Origin of the sequence: Bradyrhizobium sp. WSM2254, from assembly GCF_000472645.1 — a bacterium.
Lineage (GTDB): Bacteria > Pseudomonadota > Alphaproteobacteria > Rhizobiales > Xanthobacteraceae > Bradyrhizobium > Bradyrhizobium niftali.
The window spans coordinates 1-26,653 of the sequence record NZ_AXAB01000019.1 but is presented as its reverse complement, the minus strand read 5'-3'; the positions used below and the strand labels follow the sequence as shown (position 1 = coordinate 26,653).

Genomic DNA, 26,653 nt, shown 5'->3' with positions numbered 1-26,653 from the left:
GCGGCGGCTGGTCGCAGTCGCCTCGCCTTGATTCCGACAGGCCCATCTTTATCTGTGAGCAGAACAAGAATCCGGGCCCCTCTGGCGAGGCCGCCGACGAATGTCGGCCAACCTCGCGATGTCGGATGACCTGTCCCGCGCGAATGCGATGGATCGGCCGATCGTCGGGCCTTCTCTGTTTCCCTCCGGCCCAATCGTCCCCATCGCAGCTCCGCGCGGCCATCTCGCAACGTTGAGGAGCATCGATGTCTGACGCCAAAAACTCCAACCCGATCGCACTTGAGATTGCCGAACCGTCCAGCCTCAATGAGCAGGCTGCGGCGGCGCTGATCATCGCCGGCGCGCTTGTCGCGGTCGCCGACCGGCGTGTCTCGCCGGTCGAGCGCGACGAGGTGATCCGCTTCATCAGGGATCGCGGTTTGGCGCCGCATATCGTCGACGACCGATTGTTCGCGATGTTCGACGAGCTGGCGGAACGCTTGGAGGAGCCGGACTTTGCCAATGTGGTGATCGACACGCTGCGGCCGGTCTCGAACATGCCGCTCTCGTCCCATCTGATGGAGCTGTCGGAGCGCGTTGCGGCCGCGGACGAGGACGTGCATCCCCAAGAGGTGCAGGCGATCAAGCTGCTGCGGCTGCTGACGTTGGTATTGCCGCGCGCCAAGCAGGTCGGACCGGGTGCGGCAGGCACCCTCCCAAAGGAGTGAGCATGAGCGCGACATCGGACGAGCATACGACCGGAACCGCGGGCACCACCGGCCAGATGGCCGGCGGTGATCCGCGCCTTGACAGGCTCGTCCATCGTCTGCCGCCCCGCATGGGCGACACCGTCACCTATCTGCTCAAGCCATCCAGCCGCTGGGTGAGGATCCCCTCCGGCGCGCTGCTCGTCGTCGGCGGCGTGTTCTCCTTCCTGCCGGTGCTCGGCGTCTGGATGCTGCCGCTCGGTCTCGCATTGCTCGCCGAAGACGTGCCGGCGCTGCGCTCCGCCCGCTCGAAGGTGTTCGACTGGATCGAACGCCGCAAGCCGCAATGGCTCGAACCGTCCGCACCGAAAATTGATCAATCATGACTGAGTTCATCACCGCCGACGCGCTGTCGGCGCTGCTCCAGGTTGTCCTGATCGACCTCGTGCTCGCCGGCGACAACGCCGTCGTCATCGGCCTTGCCGCTGCCGGCCTGCCGGCCGGGCAGCGCCGGCGCGCCATCGTCGTCGGTATCGTCGCGGCCACGGTCTTGCGCATCGTCTTTGCCGGCATCGCGACCCAGCTCTTGCAGGTGATCGGCCTCCTGCTCGCCGGCGGCGTGCTGCTGCTCTGGGTGTGCTGGAAGATGTGGCGCGAATTGCGCGAGCAGGCCGGGCACGGCAGCGCGCTTGCGTTCAGCCATGGCGGCGGAAGCGCGGCATCGGCGCCGCGAAAGACCTTCGGCCAGGCCGCCTTGCAGATCGTCGCCGCCGACGTCTCGATGTCGCTCGACAACGTGCTCGCGGTCGCGGGCGCGGCGCGTGAGCATCCCTACATCCTCGCGTTCGGACTGTTGCTGTCGGTCGCGATGATGGGCGTCGCCGCCGATCTGCTCGGCCGGGTGTTGCAGAAGCAGCGCTGGATCGCCTATGTCGGTCTCGCCATCATCGTCTACGTTGCCTTCGAGATGATCTATCGCGGCTCGCTCGAGCTCGCGCCCGTCATCGCGAGTCTCTGAGGCGACGATTCCTGCCTGCAATCCGGAGTGATCCATGACGTCTGAACCCAAGGCAGCTTCGGCGGCGCCCGTGCCGCCGCCGGCGATCGGCCTGGTCGCCCAGCTGATCTTCGGCTCGCGCTGGCTGCAGGTGCCGCTCTATGTCGGCCTCATCATCGCACAGGGCGTCTACGTGCTGCTGTTCCTCAAGGAGCTCTGGCACCTGGTCCTCCACTCGTTCGACGCCAGCGAGCAGCAGATCATGCTGGTCGTGCTCGGACTGATCGACGTCGTCATGATCTCGAACCTGCTGGTGATGGTGATCGTCGGCGGCTACGAGACCTTCGTCTCGCGGCTGAACCTGAGCGGCCATCCCGACGAGCCGGAATGGCTCAGTCATGTCAACGCCAGCGTGCTCAAGATCAAGCTTGCGATGGCGATCATCGGCATCTCCTCGATCTCGCTGCTGCGCACCTTCATCGAGGCAGGAAATCTCGGCACCACGCGCAGCAATTTCACCGAGACCGGCGTGATGTGGCAGGTCTTGATCCACCTGACCTTCATCATCTCGGCGATCGGCATCGCCTGGGTCGATCGCCTCAGCGAGAGCGGTCACCGCAAGGAAGTGGGGCACGGCTGAGCGCGGCGCAGCGCGTTTGACCGAAGCTGTCTCAGAGGTACGGGCTCTCGTCCTTGAAATCACGGGCCTGCGCCAGCGTCCCGGACGGCATCTCGCCGAACGTCGCCTTGTAGAGTTTCGAGAATTCGCCCATGTGCCAGAAGCCGTTCGCGAGCGCCGCGGCCTTCACCGTCATTCCGTCACCTCCGGTGATGAGCTGCGCGCGGGTCGACCACAGCCGCTTCAGCCTGAGATAGTAGTGCAGGCTGACGCCATGCACCGCCTGTGTCGCGCTCTGGAGCGTGCGGACGGAGACGCCGAGCGCATTTGCGAGGTCGCCGCTGTACAGCGGGATGCCGCCGGACAGCGTGGCCGCCTCGTCCAGCCGTGCGACCAGCTTGCGATGCTTGTCGTACGACCCGCGCCGGAGATGTCGAGCGTCGATGGGGGCAAGGGCGGCATCGAGCCCCGCGAGAAGCCTTTCCTGGATCGGCCGGTCGATGGCTTCGAATTGCCTGGGATCGTTGCAGCGCGAGGCCAGGCAGAACATGTCGAGAATGGCCGCGCGCACGCGCGCCATCGTGTCGTCGTTGAGGCGCGTGAATTCGAGCCCGGTGTCGTAGTCCGCCCAGCCGCGATGGCGCATGTCGGAGTTGAAGCGCAGCATCAGATAGGTGTTGGCGTGATGCTCGACCGCCTCGGTGGGCACCTTGCCGCGCACGATTCCGATCATCGAATTGTCGATCTCGCGCCCGTTCGCGATCGAGTGGGAGGCGAGCGGGATGACGAGGCCGACGCCGTGATCGGTGCCGATGTTGGCCTGAAGGCGCCGGGCGAAGGTCCGCTGCAGCACGAACAGACCATCCTGGAGCGGCAGGATGGCGCGGTGCAGCGAGACCTCGCGCGGCTCGAGCGGCGTGCTGATGCCGCCGCCCAAAACCTCGCTCGGACGAAAGGATTCGAAGTCGCTGTAGCGCTCGATGCTCAGGACTCGCGACGGCTTGAGCCAACGTACCGGCATCTCGGGATCCCAGTGACCTCAGGCGTTCGGCGTGTGCCGGCGCGTCCTCGATCTCGCGGGCGCGACATCGGCCGGGAATGCTGCCGGAGCAACCTTGCTTCAGGCAAGTCCGCAAGACCACGGGTCGCGTGGTCGCATCCACGCTGCGCCGGCTTGGCGGCGGCGCCGCGACGTCACGACGTCTGCGGATAGGCCGCGTTCTCGCGCCGCTCGCGCTCGCCCAGCTCGCGCACCAGCTCCTGGAGAAAGGATTCGATGAAGGCGGGCAGGGTGCGCTCGGCGCGAACATAGATGCCGAGGTCGGACCAGACCGGGCTGCCGGCGTTGTCGAGCGGCAGGAAGACGAGCTGGCTGTCGCGCGACAGCCGGCCGATGCCGAGCTGGGTCTGGAAGGCGACGCCGACGCCGCGTGCGGCGAGCTCGCGCATCAGGTCGATCGAATTGGCCTGAATCGCCGGCTCCGGCGTCTCGGAGAGCTGTGCGATCAGCGGCTGGAGCAGATGATAGATCGACAGTTCCGGCAGCGCATTGATGACGGGGAAGGCGAGGCATTGCTCCAGCGTCACCGTCTTGCGGCGCGCCAGCGGATGCTCGCGCGACACCACCGCGCCGAGGCGAAACCGCTTCAAGGCGACCTGCCGCAAGTCCGGCGGATGGCGGAGCGCCATGGCGATGCCGATGTCGGCCTCGCCGCGGCTCAGGGCCTCCAGCACGTCCGACGATCCCTTCACCTCGGTGGTGAAGCTGACGCGGCGGGCGCGGCCGCGATGTGAGGTGATCAGGTCCGGCAGCACCGATTCCGTCAGCGACTCGATGCAGGCGATGCTGACGGTGCCCCGCCAGGTGCCCGACAGGGACGCGACGTCCGAGCGGAAGCGGTCGAGGTCCTGGAGCACGTTCATGACATGCCGGGCCAGCATCTCGCCGACCGTCGTCAACGTCAGCCCGCGCGCATTGCGCTCGAACAGCGGTGATCCAACCTCTTGCTCTAGCTTGAGAATCTGGCGGCTGACCGCCGAGGAGGCGACGTTCAGAACGCGTGCCGCGGCCCGGATCGAGCCGGTGCGGCGGACGGCGTGGAAGTACTGGATGGCCGGTGAGTGAAATCGCATGGGTCCCCCGGCACGGACTATAGCCGTTGCCGAAACGGCATCAACATGTACGAAATTCTCTGCTTTTCGAGAGCGCTGGTCCCCCCTAGGTTCGCCGCCGGCTCGGCCAGGCCCCAATGAGCGCCGCCGGGCCTCGCGCAACGACGCGCCAGGGGATTTCGGGGTGAACGAGAACATCGCTTGCGAGCTGGAGCACGGGCCGGACACCCGTCTGGTCGATCGCCGTCGGGCGGCCGCCTATGTCGGCGTGACCGCCGGCCGTTTCGAGCAGTTGGTGCGCGACAACGTCGTGCCGCCGCCGGTCATGGTGGACAACAAGCGGCGCTGGCCGATCGCATTGCTCGATGTCGCCAAGGACGCGGTGGTCGGCAGCATGCCGTGCCTTCCTGAGGTCATGGCCGATGTCGCGACCGAGGCGCGCCCCTGCGAGCGCGACCCGGCGCCGGCCTTGCACGAACTGCCCGACCAGGCGTGGTTCGAGCAGCGCGCGCGGTTCGTGCAGCGCGTCCGTCGCTCGCTGCTCTCGGGCAACGAGATCCGTCTCCTGCGCGAGTTCAAGCTGCTCAAGCAGAACCAGATCAGCATGTTCGGCTACTACGGCAGTTTCGAAGCGCTGATGGTGCGCGGCTACATCGTCGAGATCGACCGCAAGCCGCCGTCGAGCCGTCCGCTGGTGACCTATCGCCTGACCGATCGCGGCGAGCAGGTGGTGGCGGCGCTCAAGGACGAGCCGGCGATCTGAGCGGTCGCGTCGCGCTGCCGGGACCGCGCCGACGTTCACGTCAATGCCGTTTGAAGCCCTTTGCGGCGGTTCGAGTTGTTCCAAAAGAAGCCGCTGGACCTGATCGCACATAACGCTATATTTTCTAAGATATAGCGGAATGCCGTTCCGGAGCTCTCGATGGAAATCAAAGTCAGATCGCTCACGACCTGCGAGGTTGCGGCCGATGGCGGTGCGATCTCGCTGGGCTTCGAGGACGTGACGGGCAATCCCGCCGCCGTCAGCGTCTCGCTCAACCAGGTCGGCGCTCTGATCATGACGCTTCCGGGATTGCTGGAGGCCGCACTGAAGGCCCGCTACGGCGACCAGAGCCTGCGCTATGCCTATCCGCTGGCATCCTGGGTGCTGGAACAATCGACCGACACGACCCAGCGCATCATCACGCTTCAGACCGAGGACGGTTTCAAGGTCCGCTTCTCGATCCCGAAGGCCGAGCAGAGCCTGCTCGGCGAGGCCCTGACGCAGCCGATGCCCGACACGTCGGTGCGGCCGAACTAAAATGGTGGCCTCTTAGAGCTGGCCTCTGCCCGCTTCGGAAGAATGGTCGTTCGCCCAAATTGGGTTAAGCAACGGGCCGACCGCGTCGGATAGTCTGTCTGAGTGCATCAGACAGTTCCGGTATTCGTTCGATCAGGCCTGCGAGACAGTCGGGGGAGAACTCGACAGATTCAGGCAAGACACTCGCTTCGACGGTGCCATCTGCCCACACCACATCAGCGGAATGAATTGATGGTGCTTCGTGCAGATGTTTCAGCGATACCGATAGCACGACATGATCGGGCTGTTCGGGCGCGACGTCGCTAAAAGTGCACTCGATTCCGAGGTCGTGACCTTGCCAACTGGTGAGCTCCCCGACCGGCCAATCGAAGATGTTCGTAGTTACATCTGGATGCTTTCTTCCCAGCTCCTGCTGCAAATCTTGCAGGATCGGAAGCAGGCTGGCGCGGAGTTGCGATACCGGATCCATGGCGGTCAGGAAATCCTCTGCGAAGAGAGCGAAGCTGTGACAGGTCGGGGCGTACGACCAAGACACGTGCATGCGAGTCCGTCGATCACGATTTGCGCGAACGGGCGATGTCGCTCCTGAGCGCTTCCAGCTCCTTGTGCACCGCGCGCGCGGCGTCGCGCTCGATCTTGCGGTAGCGGGCAACAAGTTTCTCGCCGAATGGAGTCAGCATCGCGCCGCCGCCGTTCTTGCCGCCGGCCTGCGGCTCGACCACGGCATGTCCGCAGATGCGATTGATTTCGTCGACGAGATCCCAGGCGCGCTTGTAGGACATGTCCATGGCGCGGCCGGCCGCCGAGATCGAGCCTTGCTCGCGGATCTGCTCCAGAAGCTCGATCTTGCCGGGACCGATCCGATCCTCGCCGTCGAGGTCGATGCGAAGGCTCAACTGGGGGAGCGATTTGGCGCTCGCGCGCGACATGTTCGGATCTCGAGGGACAATCGAGGGACAATGAAGGCAGATTGCCACTCTTGCCTGCCGCGGACAAGGTGAGGGCGCCGTATCGCCTCAGCGCACGGCGTGCATCTCCAGAAAGGCCTTCACGCCGGTCACGGTGCCCGTTTCCGACGGCACATAGCCGGGCAGGCTGGCGACGGCGGCACGAAAATCGGCGCTGCGCATGATGTCGAGGATGCGCCGCATCGGCTCGGTGTCGAGGAAGGCACGCTTGCAGACGAAGAAATAATCCTCGGTCACGATGCGAATGAAATCGAGGCCGAAATGCCGGGCGGCCGCCTCGACGCCGAAGCTCGCATCCGCCATGCCGCTCGCGACATAGGCGGCGACGGCTGCGTGGGTGAACTCGATCTGCTGCGCGCCGTTGATACGGCTTTCGTCGATGCGGTGTGCGGCCAGCAACTGGTCGAACAGCAGGCGCGTGCCGGAATCATGGTCGCGGTTGACGAAGCGGACCTTTGGCCTGGTCAGGTCCTCGATCGTTTCGATGCCAAGCGGATTGCCGCGCGCGACCATCAGCCCCATCTCGCGCGTGACGAAGCTGATGACGCGGTCCTCGCGGGGATCGAGCCATTCGCGCGCGGCCTTGATGCCTTGCGCCCGTAGCGCGCCGTGCGGCAGATGCAGGCCGGAGAGATCGCAGGCGCCCTGTGCCAGCGAGACCAGCGAATGCTGGTTGCTGACATAGCGCAGGTCGACGCCGATGCCAGGCTCGCGGTCGAGGAATTCGCGCAGCTTTGCCACCGCAAAGCCGTGGCTGGCGTGCACGCGGATCACCGATGGGCGCTGCTCGAGGAACGGCTTGATCTCGCTTGCCAGCTCCTGTGCCAGGTTTTCCAGCTGCGGCCCGAGCCGGGCCTGCATGCGCTCGCCGGCCCATACCAGCCGCTCGCCGAATGGCGTGAGCCTGGAGCCCTTGCCGCGCTGGGTCTCGACGAGCGGCGTGCCGAAGAACTCCGACCATTGCTCGATCAGATTCCAGACGTGCCGGTAGGAGAGGTGCGCGTCGGCGGCCGCGCTCGTGATCTTTCCGGTCTTCCGGATTTCGTTCAGCACGCCGAGCATGACCACCGCCGTGCGCGGACTGCCCTCCTGGCGAAATCGCCAAACTGCCTCGATCTCGATCTGGAGCATGAAATCTTATGAAGTCGAGTTCATATATCGGGTGGCCATAGGCACACCATATCATATTTACTGCGGAGAATACCGTCCTAATCTGGGATACCAGAACGGGAGGAAATATGATGTCTGTTGCATATGACTTTGCGCATTCGCCAGCGACCGAGTTCATGGCCCGGCCGCAGCATCTGCTCATCGATGGCCGCCGCGTCCCCGCAAGCTCCGGCCGCACCTTCAAATCCCTCAATCCCGCGACCGGGCAGGTCATCGCCACCGTCGCCGAAGGCGGCGAGGCCGATGTCGAGCATGCGGTGGCGGCCGCGCGGCGGGCGTTCGAGGGGCCGTGGCGCATGATGCGCGCTTCCGAGCGCGGCCAGATCCTGCTGCGCTGGGCCGACCTGCTCAAGGCAAACGCTGAAGAAATCATCGAGCTCGAGTCGATCGATGCCGGCAAGCCGATCTCCGCGACGCTGCGCCAGGACTTCCCGGCCGGCGTCGATACGCTGATCTACTACGCCGGCTGGGCGGACAAGATCAGCGGCGACGTCGTGCCCGTGCGTGACGATGCCCTGACCTACACCGTGCGCGAGCCGGTCGGCGTGGTCGCTGCGATCGTGCCGTGGAACTTCCCGCTGATGATCGGGATGTGGAAGCTGGCGCCGGCGCTGGCCTGCGGCTGCACCATCGTGATGAAGCCGGCCGAGCTGACCTCGCTGTCGGCGCTGCGCATCGCCGAACTCGCGCTTCAGGCTGGTCTGCCGGCGGGCGTCTTCAACGTCGTCACGGGCCCCGGCCGCGTCGTCGGCGACGCACTGGTCAATCACCCCGATGTCGACAAGGTCACCTTCACCGGCTCGCCGGGTGTGGGTCGCGGAATCATGAAAGGCGCGGCCGGCAACTTCAAGCGCGTCTCGCTCGAACTCGGCGGCAAATCGGCCAACGTCATCTTCGACGATGCCGATCTCGAAGCAGCCTCGAAAGCCGCGGCCTCCGGCATCTTCTTCAACGCCGGCCAGGTGTGCTCGGCCGGCTCCCGCGTGCTGGTGCAGGAGAGGGCCTATGACGAAGTCGTCGAGCGTCTTGCTGCGCGCGCAAAATCGCTGAAGATGGGCGATACGCTCGATCGCAAGACGGCGCTGGGTCCCGTCATCTCCGAGAAGCAGATGAAGTCGATCCTCGACTATGTCGATATCGGCCGGCAGGAGGGGGCGAGCCTCGTCACCGGCGGGACGCGGGTCGGCGAGCGCGGCTACTTTATCAGCCCTGCGGTGTTCGCGAATGTCGAACACGAGATGCGGATCTCGCAGGAGGAAATCTTCGGCCCCGTCGTCAGCGTCATCAAGTTCAGGGATGAGGCCGATGCCTTGCGGATCGCCAACGGCACCGCCTACAGCCTCGCGGCCGGCGTCTGGAGCCGCGACATCGGCAAGCTCCAGCGTTTTGCCAAGCGGGCCCGCGCCGGCACGGTCTGGATGAACACCTATGGCTACACCGACGTGCGCCTGCCCTGGGGCGGCGAACGCGACTCCGGACTCGGCCGCGAGCACGGCACCGCGGCGCTCGACAATTTCACCGAGCCGAAGGCGGTGTGGATGAACTTAGCCGTCTGATTTGGCCGTCTGATACCTCCCGAGCGGCCAAGCCTGGAGCCCGCCTGATCGTCCGGTCAGGCGGGCTCTCTTTTCGAGATCGATAAAATTGTCTGCATTCCGCTCAGCGGCGGCAAACCCTGCGAACAGGAAGCACGGCGCCCTAAACCAGAGCTTTGGAACCAATGCGCATCCTGCCCGCAACAGGGCAGGGCATCAGCATGTCAATTCTCAAGGAGATCGTCGCCGCGGTCGCGGGAGTCTACGCACTCCTGTTCGTCTGCGACGCAGTGTTCGGGGTCGGCGAGGCGCGCTTCGACGACGCCTATTACAGCGCCAGCTTCTACGCGCCGCGGCCAAAGGAATTCCGCTTCGCCGGCGATACGCCGCCGGCGGTGCGCGTCAGCGATGCCTTCGCGCAGTTCGCGCCGGGCGAAGCCAAGCCGAACAGGCGCTACTCGTCTCTGACGACGATCATTCGCTAATTCGAACGGCTCACGCCCGCCCGCGCCGGTGGAGTCGTCAAGCACATCCATGCGTCGTCCCGGCGAAGGCCGGGACCCATACCGCGGAATCCATCGAATGCGTGAGGTAGAAGTGCCGAACGACCAATCTTCGCCAAACTAAATTCGGTGGTTATGGGTCCCGGCCTTCGCCGGGACGACATCGCGGTTGTGGCGACCGTCGTCCTTCTCACTCGCCCTGGATCCATTCCGCCACGCCGCGCCACAGCGTATCGCGGTGCTCGGGGCGGAAGAAGCCGAAATGGCCGATCGCCTTGGCGCCGACGTCGGACGGCGTCACCGTCAGCACCTCCGGCTTGATCGCCGTGAACCCGCCAGCGAGCAGCTCGACCGCGGGGCGCGTTGCCCAGGGATCGTCGGAGAAGCACAGCGCGCGCAGCTCGCCCTTGAATTTGGCGAAGTTCTCAAGCGCGGGCAGCTTTGAATCGAAGAGATAGCGCGGGCTCGAGACCCAGTCGGCCCATTGCAGGAACACGCCCTTGGGCAAATCCTCGCCAATGCCGGCCCAGCCCGGCGCGTAGCCGAGCGCGTGGGCGAGCGGTACGCCAATGAGGTTCATGAAGGCGAGGACGCGGTATTTCTCCGGCGAGGTCATCAGCCGCCAGGTCGCCGCCTGCGAGGCGACGAACGCGGCGCGCGAGATGTCGGTGTTGTTCGCGATCAGCCCGAGGGCCTGGCCGCCGAAGGAGTGGCCGATATAGGCGAGCGGCAGGGTGTTGTAGCGCTCGCGCATCCAGCTCACCGCAGCGGTGACGTCGAGCGCCGCCCAGTCCGACATCGAGGCCTTGAAGCCGACCAGCGATTTCGGCTGGTTGTAGCCGACCATCGCCGGCAGCCGGGAGTCGCCGATGCCGCGATAGTCGTAGGTCAACACCGCGCAGCCGCGATGGGCGAGATAGGAGGCAAAGCCGCGATAGATCTTTCGCGGGACGGCGGTGGCCGAGTTGATCAGGACGGCATGACGCTTGGTGGCGCGCGGCAGGAACAGGGTGCCGCTCAGCGCATACCCGTCGGTCGCCGGGAAGCTGATCTCGTCGATGAAAACGTCGTCGCGCGCCGCGTCCATGGGCAGCCGGTGTCCTGCGAGTTTCCTTGCCACTCCCAGCAAATGCGAATTTGGCTTTTCCTGCAAGGGTTTGCAGTGCGGAATGGATTTACAACTGGCGGCCAGGAGCCAGCCTGTGTATAAGGCGGCCCTCGCAACCCACAGATCAGGTTGTGCTTTTTGCCTCACGGAGAGATTGCGATGTCCGAGCGGTGGACGCCCGAGTCCTGGCGCAGCAAGCCGGTGCTGCAGGTGCCCGATTATCCCGACGCCAAGGCCTTGGCCGACGTCGAGGCGCAGCTTGCGACCTTTCCGCCGCTGGTGTTCGCGGGCGAGGCGCGCAATCTGAAGAAGGCCTTGGGGCGGGTTGCGGCGGGCGAAGCCTTCCTGCTCCAGGGCGGCGACTGCGCCGAGAGCTTTGCCGAGCACGGCGCCAACAACATCCGCGACTTCTTCCGCGTGCTGCTGCAGATGGCGGTGGTGCTGACCTATGCCGGCGCCGTGCCGGTGGTGAAGGTCGGCCGCATCGCCGGCCAGTTCGCCAAGCCGCGCTCCTCGCCGACCGAAAAGATCAGCGGCGTCGAGCTGCCGAGCTATCGCGGCGACATCGTCAACGACATCGCCTTCACCAAGGAAGCGCGTGTGCCGGATCCGCAGCGCCAGCTGATGGCCTATCGCCAGTCGGCCGCGACGCTGAACCTGCTGCGCGCGTTTGCGACCGGCGGCTTCGCCAATCTCGGCAGCGTGCATCAATGGATGCTCGGCTTCCTCAAGGACTCGCCGCAGTCCCGCCGCTACAAGGAGCTGGCCGACCGCATCTCGGACGCGCTCAACTTCATGCGCGCCTGCGGCCTCGATCTCGAGAGCCATCCGGAGCTGCGCGCCACCGATTTCTACACCAGCCACGAGGCGCTGCTGCTCGGCTACGAGCAGGCCATGACCCGCGTCGATTCCACCACCGGCGACTGGTACGCGACATCAGGCCACATGATCTGGATCGGCGACCGCACCCGCCAGCTCGATCACGGCCATATCGAATATTTCCGCGGCATCAAGAACCCGATCGGGCTGAAGTGCGGCCCGTCGCTGAAGCCCGACGAATTGCTGAAGCTGATCGACGTGCTCAACCCCGACAACGAGCCCGGCCGGCTGACGCTGATCGGCCGCTTCGGCTCCGACAAGATCGGCGAGCACCTGCCGGGCATGATCCGCGCCGTGAAGCGCGAGGGCAGAGTGGTGGTCTGGTCGTGCGATCCCATGCACGGCAACACCATCACCTCGACGTCGGGCTACAAGACGCGGCCGTTCGACCGCGTCCTGTCCGAGGTGAAGTCGTTCTTCGCGATCCACGCCGCCGAAGGCACCCATGCCGGTGGCGTGCATCTGGAGATGACCGGCCAGGACGTCACCGAATGCCTCGGCGGCGCCCGCGCCATCACGGACGAGGATCTCAACGACCGCTATCACACGGTCTGCGATCCCCGCCTCAATGCCGAGCAATCCATCGACATGGCTTTCCTGGTCGCCGAGCTGCTCAAGCAGGAGCGTGCCGGCAAGGCCAAGCCGATGCCGGCCGCCGCGGGGCTCTAAGACCTTGCTGCGGATCTGGAAGGCCACGATCAACTCCCGTAACGGTCTGGCCTTTGCACTTCGATCGGAGCAGGCCGTCCGCGAGGAGATCTTTGCGCTCCTGCTGTCGCTGCCGCTGGCCTGGTTCATCGGCGCGACCGCGATGCGCGCGGTCGAGCTGGTCTGTGCTGTCGCGTTCGTGCTGGTGGTCGAGCTGCTCAACACCGCGGTGGAAAAGCTCGCCGACCGCCTGACGCTCGATCACGACAAGCAGATCGGGCAGGTCAAGGACATGGGCTCGGCGGCCGTCGGCGTCGCGCTGCTGATGGCCGGTGCGTTCTGGATCTTTGCCATCGTCGAGCGGTTGGGTTTCGTCTAAAGCGCTTATCGCGCCTTAGGTTGTTGTTTGAGCATGATCTTTTCGGAAAACCGCTCCACCCTTTTCCGGATCATGCTCTAGCCATTGGATCGGACAGGGGCGGCCATGACCCAACGTCTCAACGCATTCGCGGTCACGCTGGCCCAGCTCAACCCGACCATGGGCGACGTCGAGGGCAATGCCGCCAGGGCACGTGCGGCGCGCGTGCGGGCAGCCGCCGATGGTGCCGATCTCGTGCTGTTTCCGGAATTGTTCATCGCCGGCTATCCGCCGGAAGACCTGGTGCAGAAGCCGGCCTTCCAGGCCGCCTGCCGGGCCGCGATCGAAAGCCTTGCGCGTGAGACCGCCGACGGCGGGCCGGCGATGCTTGTCGGCACGCCCTGGGTCGAGGACGGCAGGCTCTACAATGCCTGCGCGCTGCTCGAGGGCGGCCGCATCGCTGGCCTGCGCTTCAAGTGCAATCTGCCGAATTACGGCGTGTTCGACGAGAAGCGGCTGTTTGCGCGCGGGCCCGCCGCGGGGCCGATGACCGTGCGCGGCGTGCGCATCGGCGTGCCGATCTGCGAGGACATCTGGCTGGAGGAGTCCGAGGACTACGAGAACGTGGTCGAGACGCTGGCCGAGACCGGCGCCGAGATCATCCTGGTGCCGAACGGCTCGCCCTATGCCCGCGACAAGAACGACGTGCGCCTGTCGGTCGCGGTCGCGCGCGTCACCGAGAGCGGCCTGCCGCTGGTCTATCTCAACCAGGTCGGCGGCCAGGACGAGCTGGTGTTCGACGGCGCCTCGTTCGCACTCAACAGCGATCTCTCGCTCGCGGCCCAATTGCCGGCGTTCGAGGAAAGCATCACCACGTTGCGCTTCACTCGTAACGGCGACGATTGGCGCTGCACCGGGCCGATCGCCGCGCAGCCGGAAGGCGACCACGCCGACTACGCGGCCTGCGTGCTGGGCCTTCGCGACTACGTCGCCAAGAACGGCTTTCCCGGCGTGCTGCTCGGCATTTCCGGCGGCATCGATTCCGCGCTGTGTGCGGCAATCGCCGTCGACGCGCTCGGCGCCGACCAGGTGCATGGCGTGATGCTGCCCTATCGCTACACTGCGGCAAGCTCGATCGCGGACGCCGGCGAACTCGCCGGCCATCTCGGCATCCGCTACGAGGTGCTGCCGATCGCGGAAGCCGTGACCGGCTTCGAGACCATCTTGTCCGGCATCTTCAAGAATCTGCCGCCTGATATCACCGAGGAAAACCTTCAGGCCCGCACCCGCGGCACGTTGCTGATGGCGATCTCCAACAAGACCGGCCTGATGGTGGTGACAACAGGCAACAAGTCGGAAATGTCGATCGGCTACGCCACGCTCTATGGCGACATGAACGGCGGCTTCAATCCGATCAAGGACATCTACAAGACGCAGGTGTTCCGGTTGGCGGCGCTGCGAAACAGCTGGAAGCCCGAAGGCGCGCTCGGGCCCGCCGGTGAGGTCATTCCGCCTGATATCATCGCGCGTCCGCCGACGGCGGAGCTGCGCGAGAACCAGACCGACCAGGATTCATTGCCGCCTTACGACGTGCTCGACGCCATCCTCGAGCGCCTGGTCGAACGCGAGGAGCCGCTCGAGGCGATCATCGCTGCCGGCTTCGACCGCGAGACGGTCACCCGCATTGATCATCTGCTCAACGTCGCCGAATACAAGCGCCGCCAGGCCGCGCCCGGCGTGAAGGTGACAGCTAAGAATTTCGGCCGCGATCGCCGCTATCCCATCACCAACCGCTTTCGGGACAGGGGCGAGCCGCTGCCCGCCCCGGACGAGACGCTGGTCTCGCGCGGGAGCAAGGCGTCGATCGACGCGTTCGAAGGCTGAGCTCCAGTCTTGAGCGACAGCGGGCCCTATGACGGGGTTGCGAAGAACAGCACCCGAAGCAAGTGCGTGTATTCGGATTCGAGCACCATGATCGACACAAATACCAATACCGCGATCGGCGGCAGCAGGATGGCATAGGCCAAGGCCAGCCGCTCCCAGGCCATGTGCATGAAGACGGCGACGATCAGTCCGGCCTTCAACACCATGAACAACAGGATCAGCGACCACCTCAGATAGCCGTGCAGGCCAAAATAGTCGACGAGGTAGGAGCACGTGCTGAGGACGAACAACCAGCCCCAGACCACGAGGTAGAGCTTGATCGGGTGCTGTTGACCCTTGGCGTGAGCGGCTCCCGTTGCGACTGCGCCAGACGCGGGAGCGTGGAGCTGTCCTTCCATGTGTATTGCCGCGTTTGTCATGCGCCGACCTCACCAAAGGTAGAAGAATGCAAAGATGAACACCCACACGAGGTCGACGAAATGCCAGTACAGCCCGGTGATCTCGACGATCTCGTAATAGCCCTTGCGGCTTGTGAAAAAGCCGCGTCTCTCGACGTCGAAGTCTCCCCGCCAGACCTTTCGCGCGATCGCGATCAGGAAGATCACGCCGATCGTCACGTGGGTGCCGTGGAAACCCGTGATCATGAAAAAGCTTGAGCCAAACTGCGCCGCGCCCCACGGATTGCCCCAGGGTCGAACGCCCTCCATGATCAGCTTGGTCCATTCGAACGCCTGCATTCCGACGAATGTTGCGCCAAATGCCGCTGTGACCAGCATCAGGATTGCGGTTCTCACGCGATCGCGGCGGTAGCCGAAATTGACCGCCATCGCCATTGTTCCGCTGCTGCTGATCAGGACGAAGGTCATGATGGCGATCAGGATCAGGGGGATGTGCTTGCCCCCGATATTGAGGGCGAAGACTTCGCTGGGATTGGGCCACGGCACGGTCGTCGACATGCGCGCCGTCATGTAGGAGAGCAGGAAGCAACTGAAGATGAAGGTGTCGCTGAGGAGGAAGATCCACATCATGGCCTTGCCCCAGGACACGTTCTTGAAGGCGCGCTGATCGGACGCCCAGTCGGCGGCGATGCCACGCCAGCCTTCAAGCCGCGCAGTCGATTGGTCCGAATTTGTCAGCACGGTCTCAGCCATCTGGTCTCGCCTCCCTAGCTCAGCAATTGGCGGCAGATGTCGACGAAATTATCGGTCCAGCCCGTGAGAAGACCGAGCAGGACAAGCCAGACCAGCAGCAGGAAGTGCCAGTAGATGGCACACAGTTCCACGCTCAATCGCATCTCGGCGATCTCGGTGCCACGCCACATCCTGGCTGAGGTTCGGCCCAGGGCCACCAGACCGCCCGTCAGATGCAGCCCGTGCACCGCGGTCAACAGGTAGAAGAAGGAATTCGCCGGATTGGACGCCACGAAATATCCGGCAGCCCTGAGCCGCTGCCAGGCCAGGAGCTGTCCGGCGAGGAAGATCACGGCAGATGCTCCGCCAACGAGCAGACCGACCATGACGCTCTCGGTATCGTGTCGCCCGGCAGCCACGTACGCCCATTGCAGCGCGACACTGCTCAGGACCAGGACGCCCGTGTTGACCCACAGCAACCGCGGTACCGGCAGCGGCCGCCAGTCCACCACGCTCATGCGCATCGAATAGGCGCTGATGAACAGGACGAATAATGTGCTCGCGACGGCGAGAAACACGCCAAGTCCGACCTTCGCTGCGGGCCAGGTCATGCTATCGCCGCCGGGGAAGTCACCGACCGCGCCTTCCTCCAGCCAGGGCTTGGCCGTCAGCCGCTGCTGCGACAGCCACCATCCGGCGATCATCGCAAGCACAGCCAGGAACAGGATGATGGCGCTCACGAAGCAGCTCCCTGAACGAGCTGCGTCGCGCGTGGCGGCTGGTTCTGCGGAATGAAGTCCTCCGCGGCGCCAGGCACACTGTAGTCATAGGCCCAGCGGTACACGATCGGGAGCTCCTTGCCCCAGTTGCCGTGCCCTGGGGGCGTCTCCGGCGTCTGCCACTCCAGCGTCGTCGCCCGCCACGGATTGCCGCCTGAGGCCTCACCCTTGAACAGGCTCCAGGCCAGATTGAACAGGAACACCATCTGGCTGAAGCCGACGGTCAGGGCCACCACGGAGATGAAGGCGTTCAGTGAATGGGCCGAGGGCGGAATGAACGCCGCGTCGCCGAGTTCGAAATACCGGCGCGGAACCCCGAGCAGTCCAAGATAGTGCATGGGGAAGAAGATCAGGTAGGCGCCGAGGAAGGTGACCCAGAAGTGAAACTTGCCGAGGACGTCGTTCAGCATCCGTCCCGTGACCTTGGGGTACCAATGATAGATCGCGCCGAGCACGACCATGATCGGTGCCACGCCCATCACCATGTGGAAATGCGCGACCACGAACATGGTATCCGAAAGCGGCACGTCCACGACGACGTTGCCGAGGAAGAGGCCGGTGAGGCCGCCATTCACGAAGGTGATGATGAAGCCGAGGGCGAACAGCATCGGCACCCTGAGATGAATGTCGCCGCGCCACAGGGTCAGCACCCAGTTATAGACCTTGATCGCGGTGGGGATGGCGATGATGAGCGTCGTGGTGGCGAAGAAGTACCCGAATTGCGGGAACATGCCGCTCACATACATGTGGTGCGCCCACACGACGAAGCTGAGTGCACCAATCCCCACAATGGCCCAGACCATCATGCGATAACCGAAGATGTTCTTGCGCGCATGCGTGCTGATCAGATCGGAGACGATGCCGAAGGCGGGCAGGGCGACGATGTAGACCTCGGGGTGGCCGAAGAACCAGAACAGGTGCTGGAACAGCAGCGGGCTGCCGCCGCCATATTTCGACAGCTGTCCCATCTCGACGAGGGAGGGCATGAAGAAGCTGGTTCCCAGCAGACGGTCGAGCAGCAGCATGACCGAGGCAACGAAGAGTGCAGGGAATGCCAGCAACGCCATGACGGTCGCCGTGAAAATGCCCCACACCGTCAGGGGCAGGCGCATCAACGTCATGCCGCGGGTGCGCGCCTGGAGCACGGTGACCACGTAGTTCAGCCCGCCCATGGTGAAGCCGATGATGAACAGGATCAGGGACGACATCATGAGAATGATGCCCCAATCCTGGCCGGGCGTTCCGGAGAGGATGGCTTGCGGCGGGTACAGCGTCCATCCGGCGCCGGTGGGGCCGCCGGGCACGAAGAATGTCGAGGCCAGCACCAGGACTGCGAGCAGGTAGACCCAGTAGCTCAGCATGTTCACATAGGGGAAGACCATGTCCCGGGCGCCGACCATCAGCGGGATCAGGTAGTTGCCGAAGCCGCCCAGGAACAATGCGGTGAGCAGATAGATCACCATGATCATGCCGTGCATGGTGATGAACTGGAGGTACTGGTTGGCATCGATGAAAGAGAAGGTGCCGGGGAATCCCAGTTGCAGCCGCATCAGCCACGACAGCACCAGGGCCACCAGCCCGATGGCCGAGGCCGTCAGCGAATACTGAATGGCGATTACCTTGGCGTCCTGGGAGAAGACATACCGTGTCCACCAGCTCCTTGGATGATAGAGCTCGACCTCAGGTACTTCGGCAGGCGGGATGCCGGTGATCCCTTCATATGGAATATCGACCATAGAACCTCCTCGGTCGTATCCATCGGGGGCGAGGCGTTGGCCTCGTGCACCCGATCCATCTTCGCAGCGGCAGCTTGCTACTTGCCACCGGTTTGGTACGTCGCCTTCACGAGGGCTTTTGCCGGCGACAATTCGGCAAACGTCTTTTGTTGCTCCAGCCAAGCGTGATATTCACGCTCTTCGTCGATGATGACCTTGGCCCGCATCTGATAATGAGCAGCGCCACAAAGCTCCGCACATAGAACATCGAACGTTCCGGTTCGGATCGGCGTTATCCAGAAATAGGTCACCATGCCTGGAACCATGTCCATCTTGGCCCGGAATTCGGGCACGTAGAAATCGTGCAGGACATCAACCGAGCGGAGGAGAACCTTGACCGGCTTTCCCATTTGAAGGTGCAGGTCGCCGTTCTCGATCACGACGTCGTCCTGCGCGTGTGGGTCGTCGCGATTGAGTCCCATCGGATTGTCGGGAGCGATGTTGCGGACGTCGGACGTGCCCAACCGCCCGTCCTTGCCCGGAAGGCGGAAGCTCCATTGCCATTGCTGCCCCATGACCTCGACCTCGGTGGCATCCGCAGGCACCGTCACGAACTGGTGCCAGACCACGAGGCCAGGCGCCAGCATGGCCGCGACGCCGACGCCGGTTCCGACGCTCAGCCACCATTCGAGCTTTTTGTTTTCCGGATTGTAGTCAGCCCGTCTTCCCTCTTTGTGGTGAAAGCGGAAGACGCAATAAGCCATGAAGGCGATGACCGCGACGAAAACAAAGCCCGTGATCCAGAACGTAATGTTGATGGTGTGGTCGATATAGGCCCAGTTCGTGGCGATCGGCGTCCACCACCACGGGCTGTAGAGGTGAAACAGCACCGAGCCGATCGCGACCAGAAGCAGTATCAATGCGACAGCCATCCTGATCCATCCTTGCCATCGAAGGCTGCGGATACGAATCCAGGGCGGAGCTCGCGTCTGTCGCGATGGCGGACTCTTCTAGGATGACATCGATGCCATCGCCGCGCCTATTGCCTCGCCCATTCAACCGGTCGCGATATTCGATCGCGACCGCCAATTTTGCGGGCGTCTATGCTTTTAAAATGATCCCCCGCGAACCCGGCGTCAATAGCATGTCAACACGCTTGGCTGGCGCGGGCGATCCATGTTGCCGTGCAAGCTAGCCATCGACAGTCGCATTCTCGATGTGCATCGCACAAAATATGCGACGCACAATTCACCTAGCCCGGAGCGCTGGTCATTCCACGTCGCGCGCGCTAAGCTTGGGGCGCAGGTCGCGACGGGTTTCGTCCGGCTAAGCTCCTTCCTCGTTGAGCCTGGAACTGCCGTACTCGGCTCGATCGCGTCTCCCGCACACAAGGGCGGATACGCGTGGCCGGAAAGTGCGCCGTTCTCCGCCGCGGCTTTCAGCAGAGGAGGGTGTGTCCATGGCCACTCTTTATCCCGACAGGATCATAAAGCGCCACCTGTTTGGTGAGGCGGTCTCTTATCCCATTCGTAAGATCGGCTTGTCCGACTTGAGAGAGGTGCTGCGCCTGGGCTGGGAAGATTTCCAGGCGATGCCGAGTCACGCGATCGTCGTCTGCGTGATCTATCCGGTTCTCGGTCTTGTCCTGTTCAGGATGGTCCTCGGCCATTCGGTCCTGCCGCTGCTGTTTCCGCTGGCCGCAGGCTTTGCCTTGATCGGTCCCTTTGCCGCGATCGGCCTCTACGAACTCAGCCGTCGCCGTGAGCGCGGCGAGGAGGTCGATGCATGGGACGCGATCAAGGTGCTGCGCGCACCGTCCTTCGGCGCCATGCTCGAGCTCGGCGTGCTCCTGCTGGTCCTGTTCGGGGTCTGGATCGGCGTCGCGAACGCGATCTATGTCACCATCTTCGGTCACGCGGCGGCTGCAAGCATTCCCGACTTCGCAACCCGCGTGCTGACCACGCCGGAAGGATGGTCGCTCATCATCGTCGGTTGCGGTATCGGCTTCCTGTTTGCGGTCGCGGCCCTATGCGTCAGCGTCGTATCGTTTCCGTTGATGCTCGATCGGCATGCGACGGCGATCGATGCGATCCGAACATCGCTGCAGGCGGTGGCCGCCAATCCGGTCGCGATGGCGGGGTGGGGGCTGATCGTCGCGGCGCTGCTCGTGATTGGCTCGCTGCCGTTCTTCGTCGGTCTCGCTGTCGTCCTCCCGGTGCTCGGTCATGCGACCTGGCACCTCTATCGGCGGGTGGTCGAGCCGAATCCGAATCCACCGGACGAGCCGTCGCCGCCCCCGAAGGGAAAGCGCTACGCTGCGGACTTTCCGGCCAATCTCTTCCCGTGGAGCCGCGAGGGAGAGCAGTAACGGTGAAACGGCTGTGACCGGCGACCTCCTGCGCGGGGCATGACCGGTTAGGGCCTACTTCTGCTGCTGCGGCAGGAAGGTCGGGCCGACCGAGCGGATCGGCTTGTTCTCCGAACTCGTCGGAGCCGTGCTGGTATCCGCCGGCGGTGTCGTGGCCGGCGCGGCGGCTGTCGTCGGCGCCGGAGGCGCACCCTTCTTGGTCGTCGTTGCAGGCGTGCCCTTGTTGAGCCGCTGCTGCTGCATCTTCTTGGCGCTCTCCTCGGTGACGATGATGTCGCCCTGCTGCTCGGCCGCGGCCTTGTCGTCGGCCGACTTCAACGCATCGGCCCAGGTCTGTCCCGCCGCCTTGCAGGAGCAGGACGGGTTGAACTCGCTGCGGAATTTGAATGCGGTCGGCAGCGCCGTGTAGGGCTGGCCGCTGACGGAGACCGCGGAGTTCATGTCTTCGCCGGGATTGCGGTGGGTGTAGAGCACCGCTTCCGCGGCGGGGCACAGCGCCTTGCAGGTCTTCTCGTCGTCCGGAAAGCGCGCCGGCACGGTCGCAAACGAGACCGGGAAATAGGCGCCGTCGCAGGTGCGCACGCATACGGTGCGGTAGGTGCCGGATTGCGGGCCGAGATCGGAGGGCGGCACGGCCTGCGGATTGTTGGCGTTGTTGCCGCCGAACAGATTGCTCAGGAAGTTGCCGCCGCCCTGCGACTGCACGGCGTTGGCATATTGCGGGCCGCAATTGTTCTGGGCGAGGGCCACCAGCACCGAGCGGCGCTGGCTGTCGCGTTCCGGGCTGAAGCCGCCGGGACCGCCGCCACGCAGGCGTTCGAGATTGCCGGTGATCTGGTCCAGATTGGCGCGCATCTGCTGGATCTGGGTGTTGACCGGGCCGCACTGGGCCGACTGGCCGTTGAACAGCGAGAAGAAGCCGGAGGAATCGCAGCCCATGCGCTTGGCCTGCATGGTGACGCGGTCGAGCTCGGCCTGCTGCTTGGCCTGGGAATCCTGATAGCGACGGATCTGGTCTTCGCGCGCGGGGTCACCGCCGCCGCCACGATCGAGCGCGGCGAGCTGGCCTTCCAGTCGCACGCACATCGGATTGGGGCCGAGCCCGTTCTGGCCGGGCTGAGGCGGCGGGCCGGCCTGCGCGAAGGCGCCGTTGGCAAGCATCACGGTGCTCAGGAGCACGGTGCAGGCAAGGATCGAGCGGGCACGGGAGAGAGTCAAAAATTCAGGCATATCCGCCATTCTAGCGAGGTCACGGCCCAATGTGACATGAAGGGCCGAAGCGCGCCCTCCCATAGCCGCTTCCTGCGGCATCGTCACGTCGTTTCAGGGGCCAAAGATTGGGCCTAAGGTCCGCCAGCTCCGAGCGAATTCAGCGCTGGCAGGTGATTGCGACATATTCGTCGCAACGGCCATGGGAGCAGTTTGCGCCGGTTTTGGGGACAGAGCCGGTAATTTCGTCGGGATCGACCCGGCGGTAGGCCGAGGCCTGGGCAAAATCCCGTGACTGGCAATAGGTGCGCGCGACCTGCGCGCCGCATTTGTCGCCCTTGGCCAGGCACTGGTCGATGCCATAGCCGTCCGCCTGGTTGGCGATGATGAAGACGCGCGTCTCGGCGAATGCGCCCGATGACGCGACGATGGAGGCACAGGAAATGAGCGCGAGTATGGATCGCATGAAAATACCGGGGCTGGGGGAACCGCCAGCATCTCGAATAAACTCAAAAGGTTAATGATGATGAACCATCATGGCGGGGCGGCCGTGCTTTGCGGAGATAGAACGGCAATTTCGCGGCTCTCTTGACGCGGGGCCGCCTCATAGCCCATATGTTCCCGCATGAACGGTCTCCTCGCCATTTGCACGATTTGCGAGATTACGAGCTAGCGATTCGCTGGCTGGAGCCGTCTTTTCTCAAAAACATTGAGAGCACTGGACGCCCGGCCAACAGCCGACGGGTGTCCATATGGAATTGCGCCTCTACGATACGCTGACCAGGGAAAAGCGGCCGTTCGTGCCGCTCGATGCGAGCAACGTCCGCATGTATGTCTGCGGACCGACGGTCTATGACTTCGCCCATATCGGCAATGCCCGGCCGGTGATCGTGTTCGACGTGCTGTTTCGGCTGCTGCGCCATCTCTATGGCGAGGCGCACGTCAAATACGTCCGCAACATCACCGACGTCGACGACAAGATCAACGACCGCGCCGCGCGCGACTTTCCGGGCCTGCCGCTGAACGAGGCGATCCGCAAGGTCACCGAGCAGACGGGCAAGCAGTTTCACGCCGACGTCGATGCGCTCGGCGCGCTCCGGCCGAGCGTCGAGCCGCGCGCGACCGAGCATATCGGCGAGATGCGCGAGATCATCGAACGGCTGGTCGCCGGCGGCTTTGCCTATGTCGCCGAGGACCACGTGCTGTTCTCGCCGCAGGCGATGAACGCGGCCAATTCCACCCTGCCGCACTATGGCGCGCTGTCCAATCGCTCGCTGGACGAGATGATCGCCGGCGCCCGCGTCGATGTCGCGCCCTACAAGCGGGACAACACCGACTTCGTGCTGTGGAAGCCGTCCAAGCCCGGCGAGCCGTCGTGGCCGTCGCCGGCCGGCATCGCTGCGCAGGGACGCCCGGGCTGGCACATCGAGTGCTCGGCCATGGCCTGGAAGCACCTCGGCGAGCATTTTGACATCCACGGTGGCGGCATCGATCTCGTGTTTCCGCATCACGAGAACGAGGTCGCCCAGACCTGCTGCGCCTTCCACCGGGAGCGGATGGCGAACTACTGGATGCACAACGGCTTCCTCCAGGTCGAGAGCGAGAAGATGTCGAAGAGCCTCGGCAACTTCATCACCATCCATGAGCTGCTGGCGGATTGGCCGGGCGAGGTGCTGCGCCTGAACATGCTGAAGACGCATTACCGCTCGCCGATCGACTGGACCATGAAATCGCTGGAGGAGAGCGCCAAGACGCTCGACGACTGGTATCGCGTCGCGGCCGACGTCGATCCCGGCCGGCCCGCCGCGTCCGTGGTCGAACCGCTGCTCGACGACCTCAACACCTCCTTGGCGATCGCGGCGCTGCATGGCCTGCGCAACAGCGACGTGAGCGCATTGGCGGGATCGCTGCGGCTGCTCGGCTTCCTCTCCGAGAGCGCTGCGCAGTGGGAAGCTCGCAAGCAGCAGGCGAGCGGGGTCGATGCCGGAGAGGTCGAGCGCCTGATCGCGGAGCGGACCGCGGCCCGTGGACGGAAGGACTTCAAAGAGTCCGACCGCATCCGCGATCAGCTCGCCGCGATGGGCGTTGCGATCAAGGACTCCAAGGAAGGAACGACCTGGGAGTTTTCGCGATGATGCGGCCCGACACGCCTTTTCCGCGGCACTGGCTCTATTACATCGCGCTGAAGATCCTGCTGCTCGCCGCGGCGGTGGCACTTGCGCTCAAGCTCTATGGGATGTGGTGAAGACGATGGGACAGACTTTGCCGAAGCCAGGCTTGCGGCCCTTCCTGCCTGATGACGTGCCGGTGCTCGCCGCGATCTTCGCTGCGAGCATCGAGGAGCTGACCGGCGACGACTACAACGAGGCGCAGCAGCAGGCCTGGATGGAGGCTGCCGAAACCGAAGAGTTCGGCAAGCGGCTCGCCGCCGACCTGACGCTGATTGCGACGCTGGAGGGCTCGCCCGTGGGCTTCGCCTCGCTGCAAGGGGCCGACCACATCCGCATGCTCTATGTGCATCCGGCAGTCAGCGGGCAGGGCATCGCCACCATGCTGGTCGATGCGCTGGAGAAGCTTGCCGGCGGCCGCGGCGCGAAAAGCCTCTCGGTCGATGCCAGCGACACCGCGCAGGGCTTCTTCGCCAAGCGCGGCTATGTCGCCATGCAGCGCAACAGCATCACCGTCAACGACGAGTGGCTGGCCAACACCACCATGAAGAAGACGCTCGGAGCATCGCAATGAGCAAGGAGCGCCTCTATCTGTTCGACACCACGCTGCGCGACGGCGCGCAGACCAACGGCGTCGATTTCACGCTGACGGACAAGCAGATCATCGCGGCGATGCTGGACGAGCTCGGCATCGACTATGTCGAGGGCGGCTATCCCGGCGCCAATCCAACCGATACCGAGTTCTTCGGCAGCAAGCCGAAGTTCAATCACGCGCGCTTCACCGCTTTCGGCATGACGCGCCGGGCCGGGCGCTCGGTCTCCAACGATCCTGGCGTCGCCGGGCTGCTGGAGGCCAAGGCCGATGCGATCTGCTTCGTGGCGAAGTCCTCGGCCTATCAGGTACGTGTCGCGCTGGAGACGACCGGGGAAGAAAACCTCGCTTCGATCCGCGACAGCGTCGCGGCGGCGAAAGCCGCCGGCCGCGAGGTGATGCTCGACTGCGAGCATTTCTTCGACGGCTACAAGGAGGATTCCAGCTTCGCGCTCGCCTGCGCCAAGGCCGCCTACGAGGCCGGCGCCCGCTGGGTGGTGCTGTGCGACACCAATGGCGGCACCATGCCGAACGAGGTCGAGGCCATCGTCACCGAGGTGACCAGGCACATCCCCGGCGATCACGTCGGCATCCACGCCCATAACGATACCGAGCAGGCGGTGGCGAATTCGCTCGCCGCGGTGCGCGCCGGGGCGCGGCAGATCCAGGGCACGCTGAACGGCCTCGGCGAACGCTGCGGCAACGCCAATCTGTGCTCGCTGATCCCGACCCTGAAGCTGAAGCAGGAGTTTGCCGACGCTTTCGAGATCGGCGTCACCGCCGAGAAGCTCGCGACCCTCGTCAAGGTGTCGCGCACGCTCGACGACATGCTCAACCGCGTGCCGAACCGGCATGCGGCCTATGTCGGCGAGAGCGCCTTCGTCACCAAGACCGGCATCCACGCCTCCGCCGTGCTGAAGGATCCGCAGACCTACGAGCACGTCCTGCCGGAACTGGTTGGCAATCACCGCAAGGTGCTGGTCTCGGACCAGGCCGGCCGCTCCAACGTCATTGCCGAGCTCGACCGCGCCGGCATCGCCTATGAAAAGAGCGATCCGAAGCTGACGCGTCTCGTCGAGGAGTTGAAGGAACGCGAGGCGGCCGGCTACGCCTACGAATCCGCCAACGCCTCGTTCGATCTGCTGGCGCGCCGCACGCTCGGCAAGGTGCCGCAGTATTTCGAGGTCGAGCAGTTCGACGTCAATGTCGAGCAGCGCTACAACGCGCTCGGCGAGCGCGTCACGGTGGCGCTCGCGGTCGTCAAGGTCGACGTCGCCGGCGAGCACCTGATCTCGGCGGCCGAAGGCAACGGCCCCGTCAACGCACTCGACGTCGCCTTGCGAAAAGACCTCGGCAAGTACCAGAAATACATCGAGGGCCTGAAGCTGATCGACTACCGCGTGCGCATCCTCAATGGCGGCACCGGCGCGGTCACGCGCGTGCTGATCGAGAGCGAGGACGAGAACGGCGACAGCTGGACCACGGTCGGCGTGTCCCCGAACATCATCGACGCCTCGTTCCAGGCGCTGATGGATTCGGTGATCTACAAGCTCGTGAAATCGGGCGCGCCGGCGTAAGACCCGCTACGGCTGTCATACCCCGCGAAAGCGGGGTATCCAGTACGCCGCAGCTTCTCGGTAGTTCTCGGGCGTCTCGGAATACTGGATCGCCCGGTCAAGTGTTCAGCCCGGGGACATGACCGACGGGTGTTCGGGGACATAGCCGACACTTTTTCCGCTCGCCAAGTCGATGATAGCGACTTGGTGGGCGGCAAAGAAGACCCCGTATTGCGCATCGTTTGCCGAGGGGCGGATGGCGAGGCGCTCACCACAGAAGGCCTGTGGCACTTTCCAATGACATCCCTTGAAGCTGACGTAGGCCTTGGTCGTGGAAACGCGGCGCACGATCTCATGGCTGTCGTATTC

General features: G+C 64.4%; 28 protein-coding genes and 1 pseudogene. 15 read left to right on the top strand and 14 right to left on the bottom strand.

Annotated elements, in window-relative coordinates:
- Positions 1 to 245 precede the first annotated feature (245 nt).
- Genes A3M7_RS0114105 through A3M7_RS0114090 form a run of 4 tightly spaced genes read left to right on the top strand, consistent with a single transcriptional unit; the run spans position 246 to position 2,323 of the window.
- Complete coding sequence (locus tag A3M7_RS0114105) at positions 246 to 707, top strand: TerB family tellurite resistance protein (RefSeq protein ID WP_027544526.1); 462 nt, start codon at positions 246 to 248, stop codon at positions 705 to 707.
- Positions 708 to 709: 2 nt separating this feature from the next.
- Positions 710 to 1,072: a hypothetical protein gene (locus A3M7_RS0114100; protein ID WP_027544525.1), complete on the top strand. Its 363-nt coding sequence runs from the start codon at positions 710 to 712 to the stop codon at positions 1,070 to 1,072.
- The gene (locus tag A3M7_RS0114095) at positions 1,069 to 1,704 is read left to right on the top strand and encodes a TerC family protein (RefSeq protein WP_027544524.1); all 636 of its coding nucleotides are present in this window, start codon (positions 1,069 to 1,071) and stop codon (positions 1,702 to 1,704) included. Before A3M7_RS0114100 ends, A3M7_RS0114095 begins: the two co-directional genes overlap by 4 nt.
- A gap of 34 nt (positions 1,705 to 1,738) precedes the next feature.
- Positions 1,739 to 2,323 (top strand): TIGR00645 family protein, encoded by a 585-nt coding sequence (locus A3M7_RS0114090; RefSeq protein WP_027544523.1) that lies wholly within the window; start codon positions 1,739 to 1,741, stop codon positions 2,321 to 2,323.
- Between the two features lie 31 nt (positions 2,324 to 2,354).
- Here A3M7_RS0114090 and A3M7_RS0114085 read toward each other — a convergent pair whose 3' ends face one another.
- Positions 2,355 to 3,323, bottom strand: coding sequence for a helix-turn-helix domain-containing protein (locus A3M7_RS0114085; RefSeq protein WP_027544522.1), 969 nt, complete (start codon positions 3,321 to 3,323; stop codon positions 2,355 to 2,357).
- 173 nt (positions 3,324 to 3,496) lie between these two features.
- The gene (locus tag A3M7_RS0114080) at positions 3,497 to 4,435 is read right to left on the bottom strand and encodes a LysR family transcriptional regulator (RefSeq protein ID WP_027544521.1); all 939 of its coding nucleotides are present in this window, start codon (positions 4,433 to 4,435) and stop codon (positions 3,497 to 3,499) included.
- 163 nt (positions 4,436 to 4,598) lie between these two features.
- Here A3M7_RS0114080 and A3M7_RS0114075 point away from each other — a divergent pair, with 163 nt between their 5' ends.
- Together A3M7_RS0114075 and A3M7_RS0114070 are read left to right on the top strand one after the other, a co-directional pair.
- On the top strand, positions 4,599 to 5,177 hold the full coding sequence (locus tag A3M7_RS0114075) for a hypothetical protein (protein WP_027544520.1): 579 nt from the start codon (positions 4,599 to 4,601) through the stop codon (positions 5,175 to 5,177).
- A 159-nt stretch (positions 5,178 to 5,336) separates the two neighbouring features.
- On the top strand, positions 5,337 to 5,714 hold the full coding sequence (locus tag A3M7_RS0114070) for a hypothetical protein (protein WP_027544519.1): 378 nt from the start codon (positions 5,337 to 5,339) through the stop codon (positions 5,712 to 5,714).
- Between the two features lie 64 nt (positions 5,715 to 5,778).
- On the opposite strand, the gene A3M7_RS0114065 is transcribed toward A3M7_RS0114070, so the two are convergent.
- The 3 genes from A3M7_RS0114065 to A3M7_RS0114055 all read right to left on the bottom strand — a co-directional run bounded on the left by A3M7_RS0114065 (position 5,779) and on the right by A3M7_RS0114055 (position 7,813).
- Positions 5,779 to 6,183: a hypothetical protein gene (locus A3M7_RS0114065; RefSeq protein ID WP_156936873.1), complete on the bottom strand. Its 405-nt coding sequence runs from the start codon at positions 6,181 to 6,183 to the stop codon at positions 5,779 to 5,781.
- Between the two features lie 85 nt (positions 6,184 to 6,268).
- Entirely contained in the window at positions 6,269 to 6,643 is a 375-nt protein-coding gene (locus A3M7_RS0114060) for a winged helix-turn-helix domain-containing protein (protein ID WP_027544517.1), read from the bottom strand.
- 87 nt (positions 6,644 to 6,730) lie between these two features.
- On the bottom strand, positions 6,731 to 7,813 hold the full coding sequence (locus A3M7_RS0114055) for a substrate-binding domain-containing protein (RefSeq protein WP_027544516.1): 1,083 nt from the start codon (positions 7,811 to 7,813) through the stop codon (positions 6,731 to 6,733).
- A 110-nt stretch (positions 7,814 to 7,923) separates the two neighbouring features.
- Between A3M7_RS0114055 and A3M7_RS0114050 the strand changes: the two genes are divergently transcribed.
- On the top strand, positions 7,924 to 9,408 hold the full coding sequence (locus A3M7_RS0114050) for an aldehyde dehydrogenase family protein (protein WP_027544515.1): 1,485 nt from the start codon (positions 7,924 to 7,926) through the stop codon (positions 9,406 to 9,408).
- A gap of 200 nt (positions 9,409 to 9,608) precedes the next feature.
- Positions 9,609 to 9,872 (top strand): hypothetical protein, encoded by a 264-nt coding sequence (locus A3M7_RS0114045; RefSeq protein WP_027544514.1) that lies wholly within the window; start codon positions 9,609 to 9,611, stop codon positions 9,870 to 9,872.
- Positions 9,873 to 10,080: 208 nt separating this feature from the next.
- Here A3M7_RS0114045 and A3M7_RS0114040 read toward each other — a convergent pair whose 3' ends face one another.
- Positions 10,081 to 11,145 (bottom strand): alpha/beta fold hydrolase, encoded by a 1,065-nt coding sequence (locus tag A3M7_RS0114040; protein ID WP_245284244.1) that lies wholly within the window; start codon positions 11,143 to 11,145, stop codon positions 10,081 to 10,083.
- 12 nt (positions 11,146 to 11,157) lie between these two features.
- Between A3M7_RS0114040 and A3M7_RS0114035 the strand changes: the two genes are divergently transcribed.
- The 3 genes from A3M7_RS0114035 to A3M7_RS0114025 all read left to right on the top strand — a co-directional run bounded on the left by A3M7_RS0114035 (position 11,158) and on the right by A3M7_RS0114025 (position 14,767).
- On the top strand, positions 11,158 to 12,546 hold the full coding sequence (locus A3M7_RS0114035; protein ID WP_027544512.1) for a class II 3-deoxy-7-phosphoheptulonate synthase: 1,389 nt from the start codon (positions 11,158 to 11,160) through the stop codon (positions 12,544 to 12,546).
- Positions 12,547 to 12,550: 4 nt separating this feature from the next.
- Complete coding sequence (locus A3M7_RS0114030) at positions 12,551 to 12,904, top strand: diacylglycerol kinase (protein WP_027544511.1); 354 nt, start codon at positions 12,551 to 12,553, stop codon at positions 12,902 to 12,904.
- Between the two features lie 105 nt (positions 12,905 to 13,009).
- Complete coding sequence (locus A3M7_RS0114025) at positions 13,010 to 14,767, top strand: NAD+ synthase (protein WP_027544510.1); 1,758 nt, start codon at positions 13,010 to 13,012, stop codon at positions 14,765 to 14,767.
- A 26-nt stretch (positions 14,768 to 14,793) separates the two neighbouring features.
- On the opposite strand, the gene A3M7_RS0114020 is transcribed toward A3M7_RS0114025, so the two are convergent.
- The 5 genes from A3M7_RS0114020 to A3M7_RS0114000 all read right to left on the bottom strand — a co-directional run bounded on the left by A3M7_RS0114020 (position 14,794) and on the right by A3M7_RS0114000 (position 19,323).
- Positions 14,794 to 15,186, bottom strand: a complete 393-nt coding sequence (locus A3M7_RS0114020; protein ID WP_027544509.1) for a cytochrome C oxidase subunit IV family protein — start codon at positions 15,184 to 15,186, stop codon at positions 14,794 to 14,796.
- 9 nt (positions 15,187 to 15,195) lie between these two features.
- Positions 15,196 to 15,918, bottom strand: a complete 723-nt coding sequence (locus tag A3M7_RS0114015; RefSeq protein WP_027544508.1) for a heme-copper oxidase subunit III family protein — start codon at positions 15,916 to 15,918, stop codon at positions 15,196 to 15,198.
- A gap of 14 nt (positions 15,919 to 15,932) precedes the next feature.
- The gene (locus A3M7_RS0114010) at positions 15,933 to 16,637 is read right to left on the bottom strand and encodes a cytochrome c oxidase subunit 3 (RefSeq protein WP_027544507.1); all 705 of its coding nucleotides are present in this window, start codon (positions 16,635 to 16,637) and stop codon (positions 15,933 to 15,935) included.
- A complete protein-coding gene (locus tag A3M7_RS0114005) occupies positions 16,634 to 18,412 on the bottom strand; it encodes a cbb3-type cytochrome c oxidase subunit I (RefSeq protein WP_027544506.1) in 1,779 nt (592 codons plus the stop codon). Before A3M7_RS0114005 ends, A3M7_RS0114010 begins: the two co-directional genes overlap by 4 nt.
- A 77-nt stretch (positions 18,413 to 18,489) precedes the next feature.
- The gene (locus A3M7_RS0114000; RefSeq protein ID WP_027544505.1) at positions 18,490 to 19,323 is read right to left on the bottom strand and encodes a cytochrome c oxidase subunit II; all 834 of its coding nucleotides are present in this window, start codon (positions 19,321 to 19,323) and stop codon (positions 18,490 to 18,492) included.
- A gap of 527 nt (positions 19,324 to 19,850) precedes the next feature.
- Here A3M7_RS0114000 and A3M7_RS0113995 point away from each other — a divergent pair.
- On the top strand, positions 19,851 to 20,759 hold the full coding sequence (locus tag A3M7_RS0113995; RefSeq protein WP_027544504.1) for a DUF2189 domain-containing protein: 909 nt from the start codon (positions 19,851 to 19,853) through the stop codon (positions 20,757 to 20,759).
- 54 nt (positions 20,760 to 20,813) lie between these two features.
- Here the strand turns inward: A3M7_RS0113995 and A3M7_RS0113990 are convergent, their stop codons facing one another.
- The gene (locus A3M7_RS0113990) at positions 20,814 to 21,998 is read right to left on the bottom strand and encodes a DUF2865 domain-containing protein (RefSeq protein WP_027544503.1); all 1,185 of its coding nucleotides are present in this window, start codon (positions 21,996 to 21,998) and stop codon (positions 20,814 to 20,816) included.
- Positions 21,999 to 22,128: 130 nt separating this feature from the next.
- Positions 22,129 to 22,434: a hypothetical protein gene (locus tag A3M7_RS0113985; RefSeq protein WP_027544502.1), complete on the bottom strand. Its 306-nt coding sequence runs from the start codon at positions 22,432 to 22,434 to the stop codon at positions 22,129 to 22,131.
- A 286-nt stretch (positions 22,435 to 22,720) separates the two neighbouring features.
- On the opposite strand from A3M7_RS0113985, the gene cysS reads away from it, so the two are divergent.
- From cysS to cimA, 3 genes are all read left to right on the top strand, one after another.
- Positions 22,721 to 24,103 carry a cysteine--tRNA ligase gene (cysS, locus tag A3M7_RS0113980; RefSeq protein WP_027544501.1) on the top strand — a complete coding sequence of 461 codons (1,383 nt, stop codon included), beginning with the start codon at positions 22,721 to 22,723 and terminating at the stop codon, positions 24,101 to 24,103.
- Between the two features lie 115 nt (positions 24,104 to 24,218).
- The gene (locus A3M7_RS0113970; protein WP_027544500.1) at positions 24,219 to 24,710 is read left to right on the top strand and encodes a GNAT family N-acetyltransferase; all 492 of its coding nucleotides are present in this window, start codon (positions 24,219 to 24,221) and stop codon (positions 24,708 to 24,710) included.
- Positions 24,707 to 26,305 carry a citramalate synthase gene (cimA, locus tag A3M7_RS0113965; RefSeq protein WP_027544499.1) on the top strand — a complete coding sequence of 533 codons (1,599 nt, stop codon included), beginning with the start codon at positions 24,707 to 24,709 and terminating at the stop codon, positions 26,303 to 26,305. Before A3M7_RS0113970 ends, cimA begins: the two co-directional genes overlap by 4 nt.
- 105 nt (positions 26,306 to 26,410) lie before the next feature.
- Here cimA and A3M7_RS44095 read toward each other — a convergent pair.
- Positions 26,411 to 26,653 (bottom strand): annotated as a pseudogene (locus A3M7_RS44095) (IS481 family transposase); the annotation flags it as partial.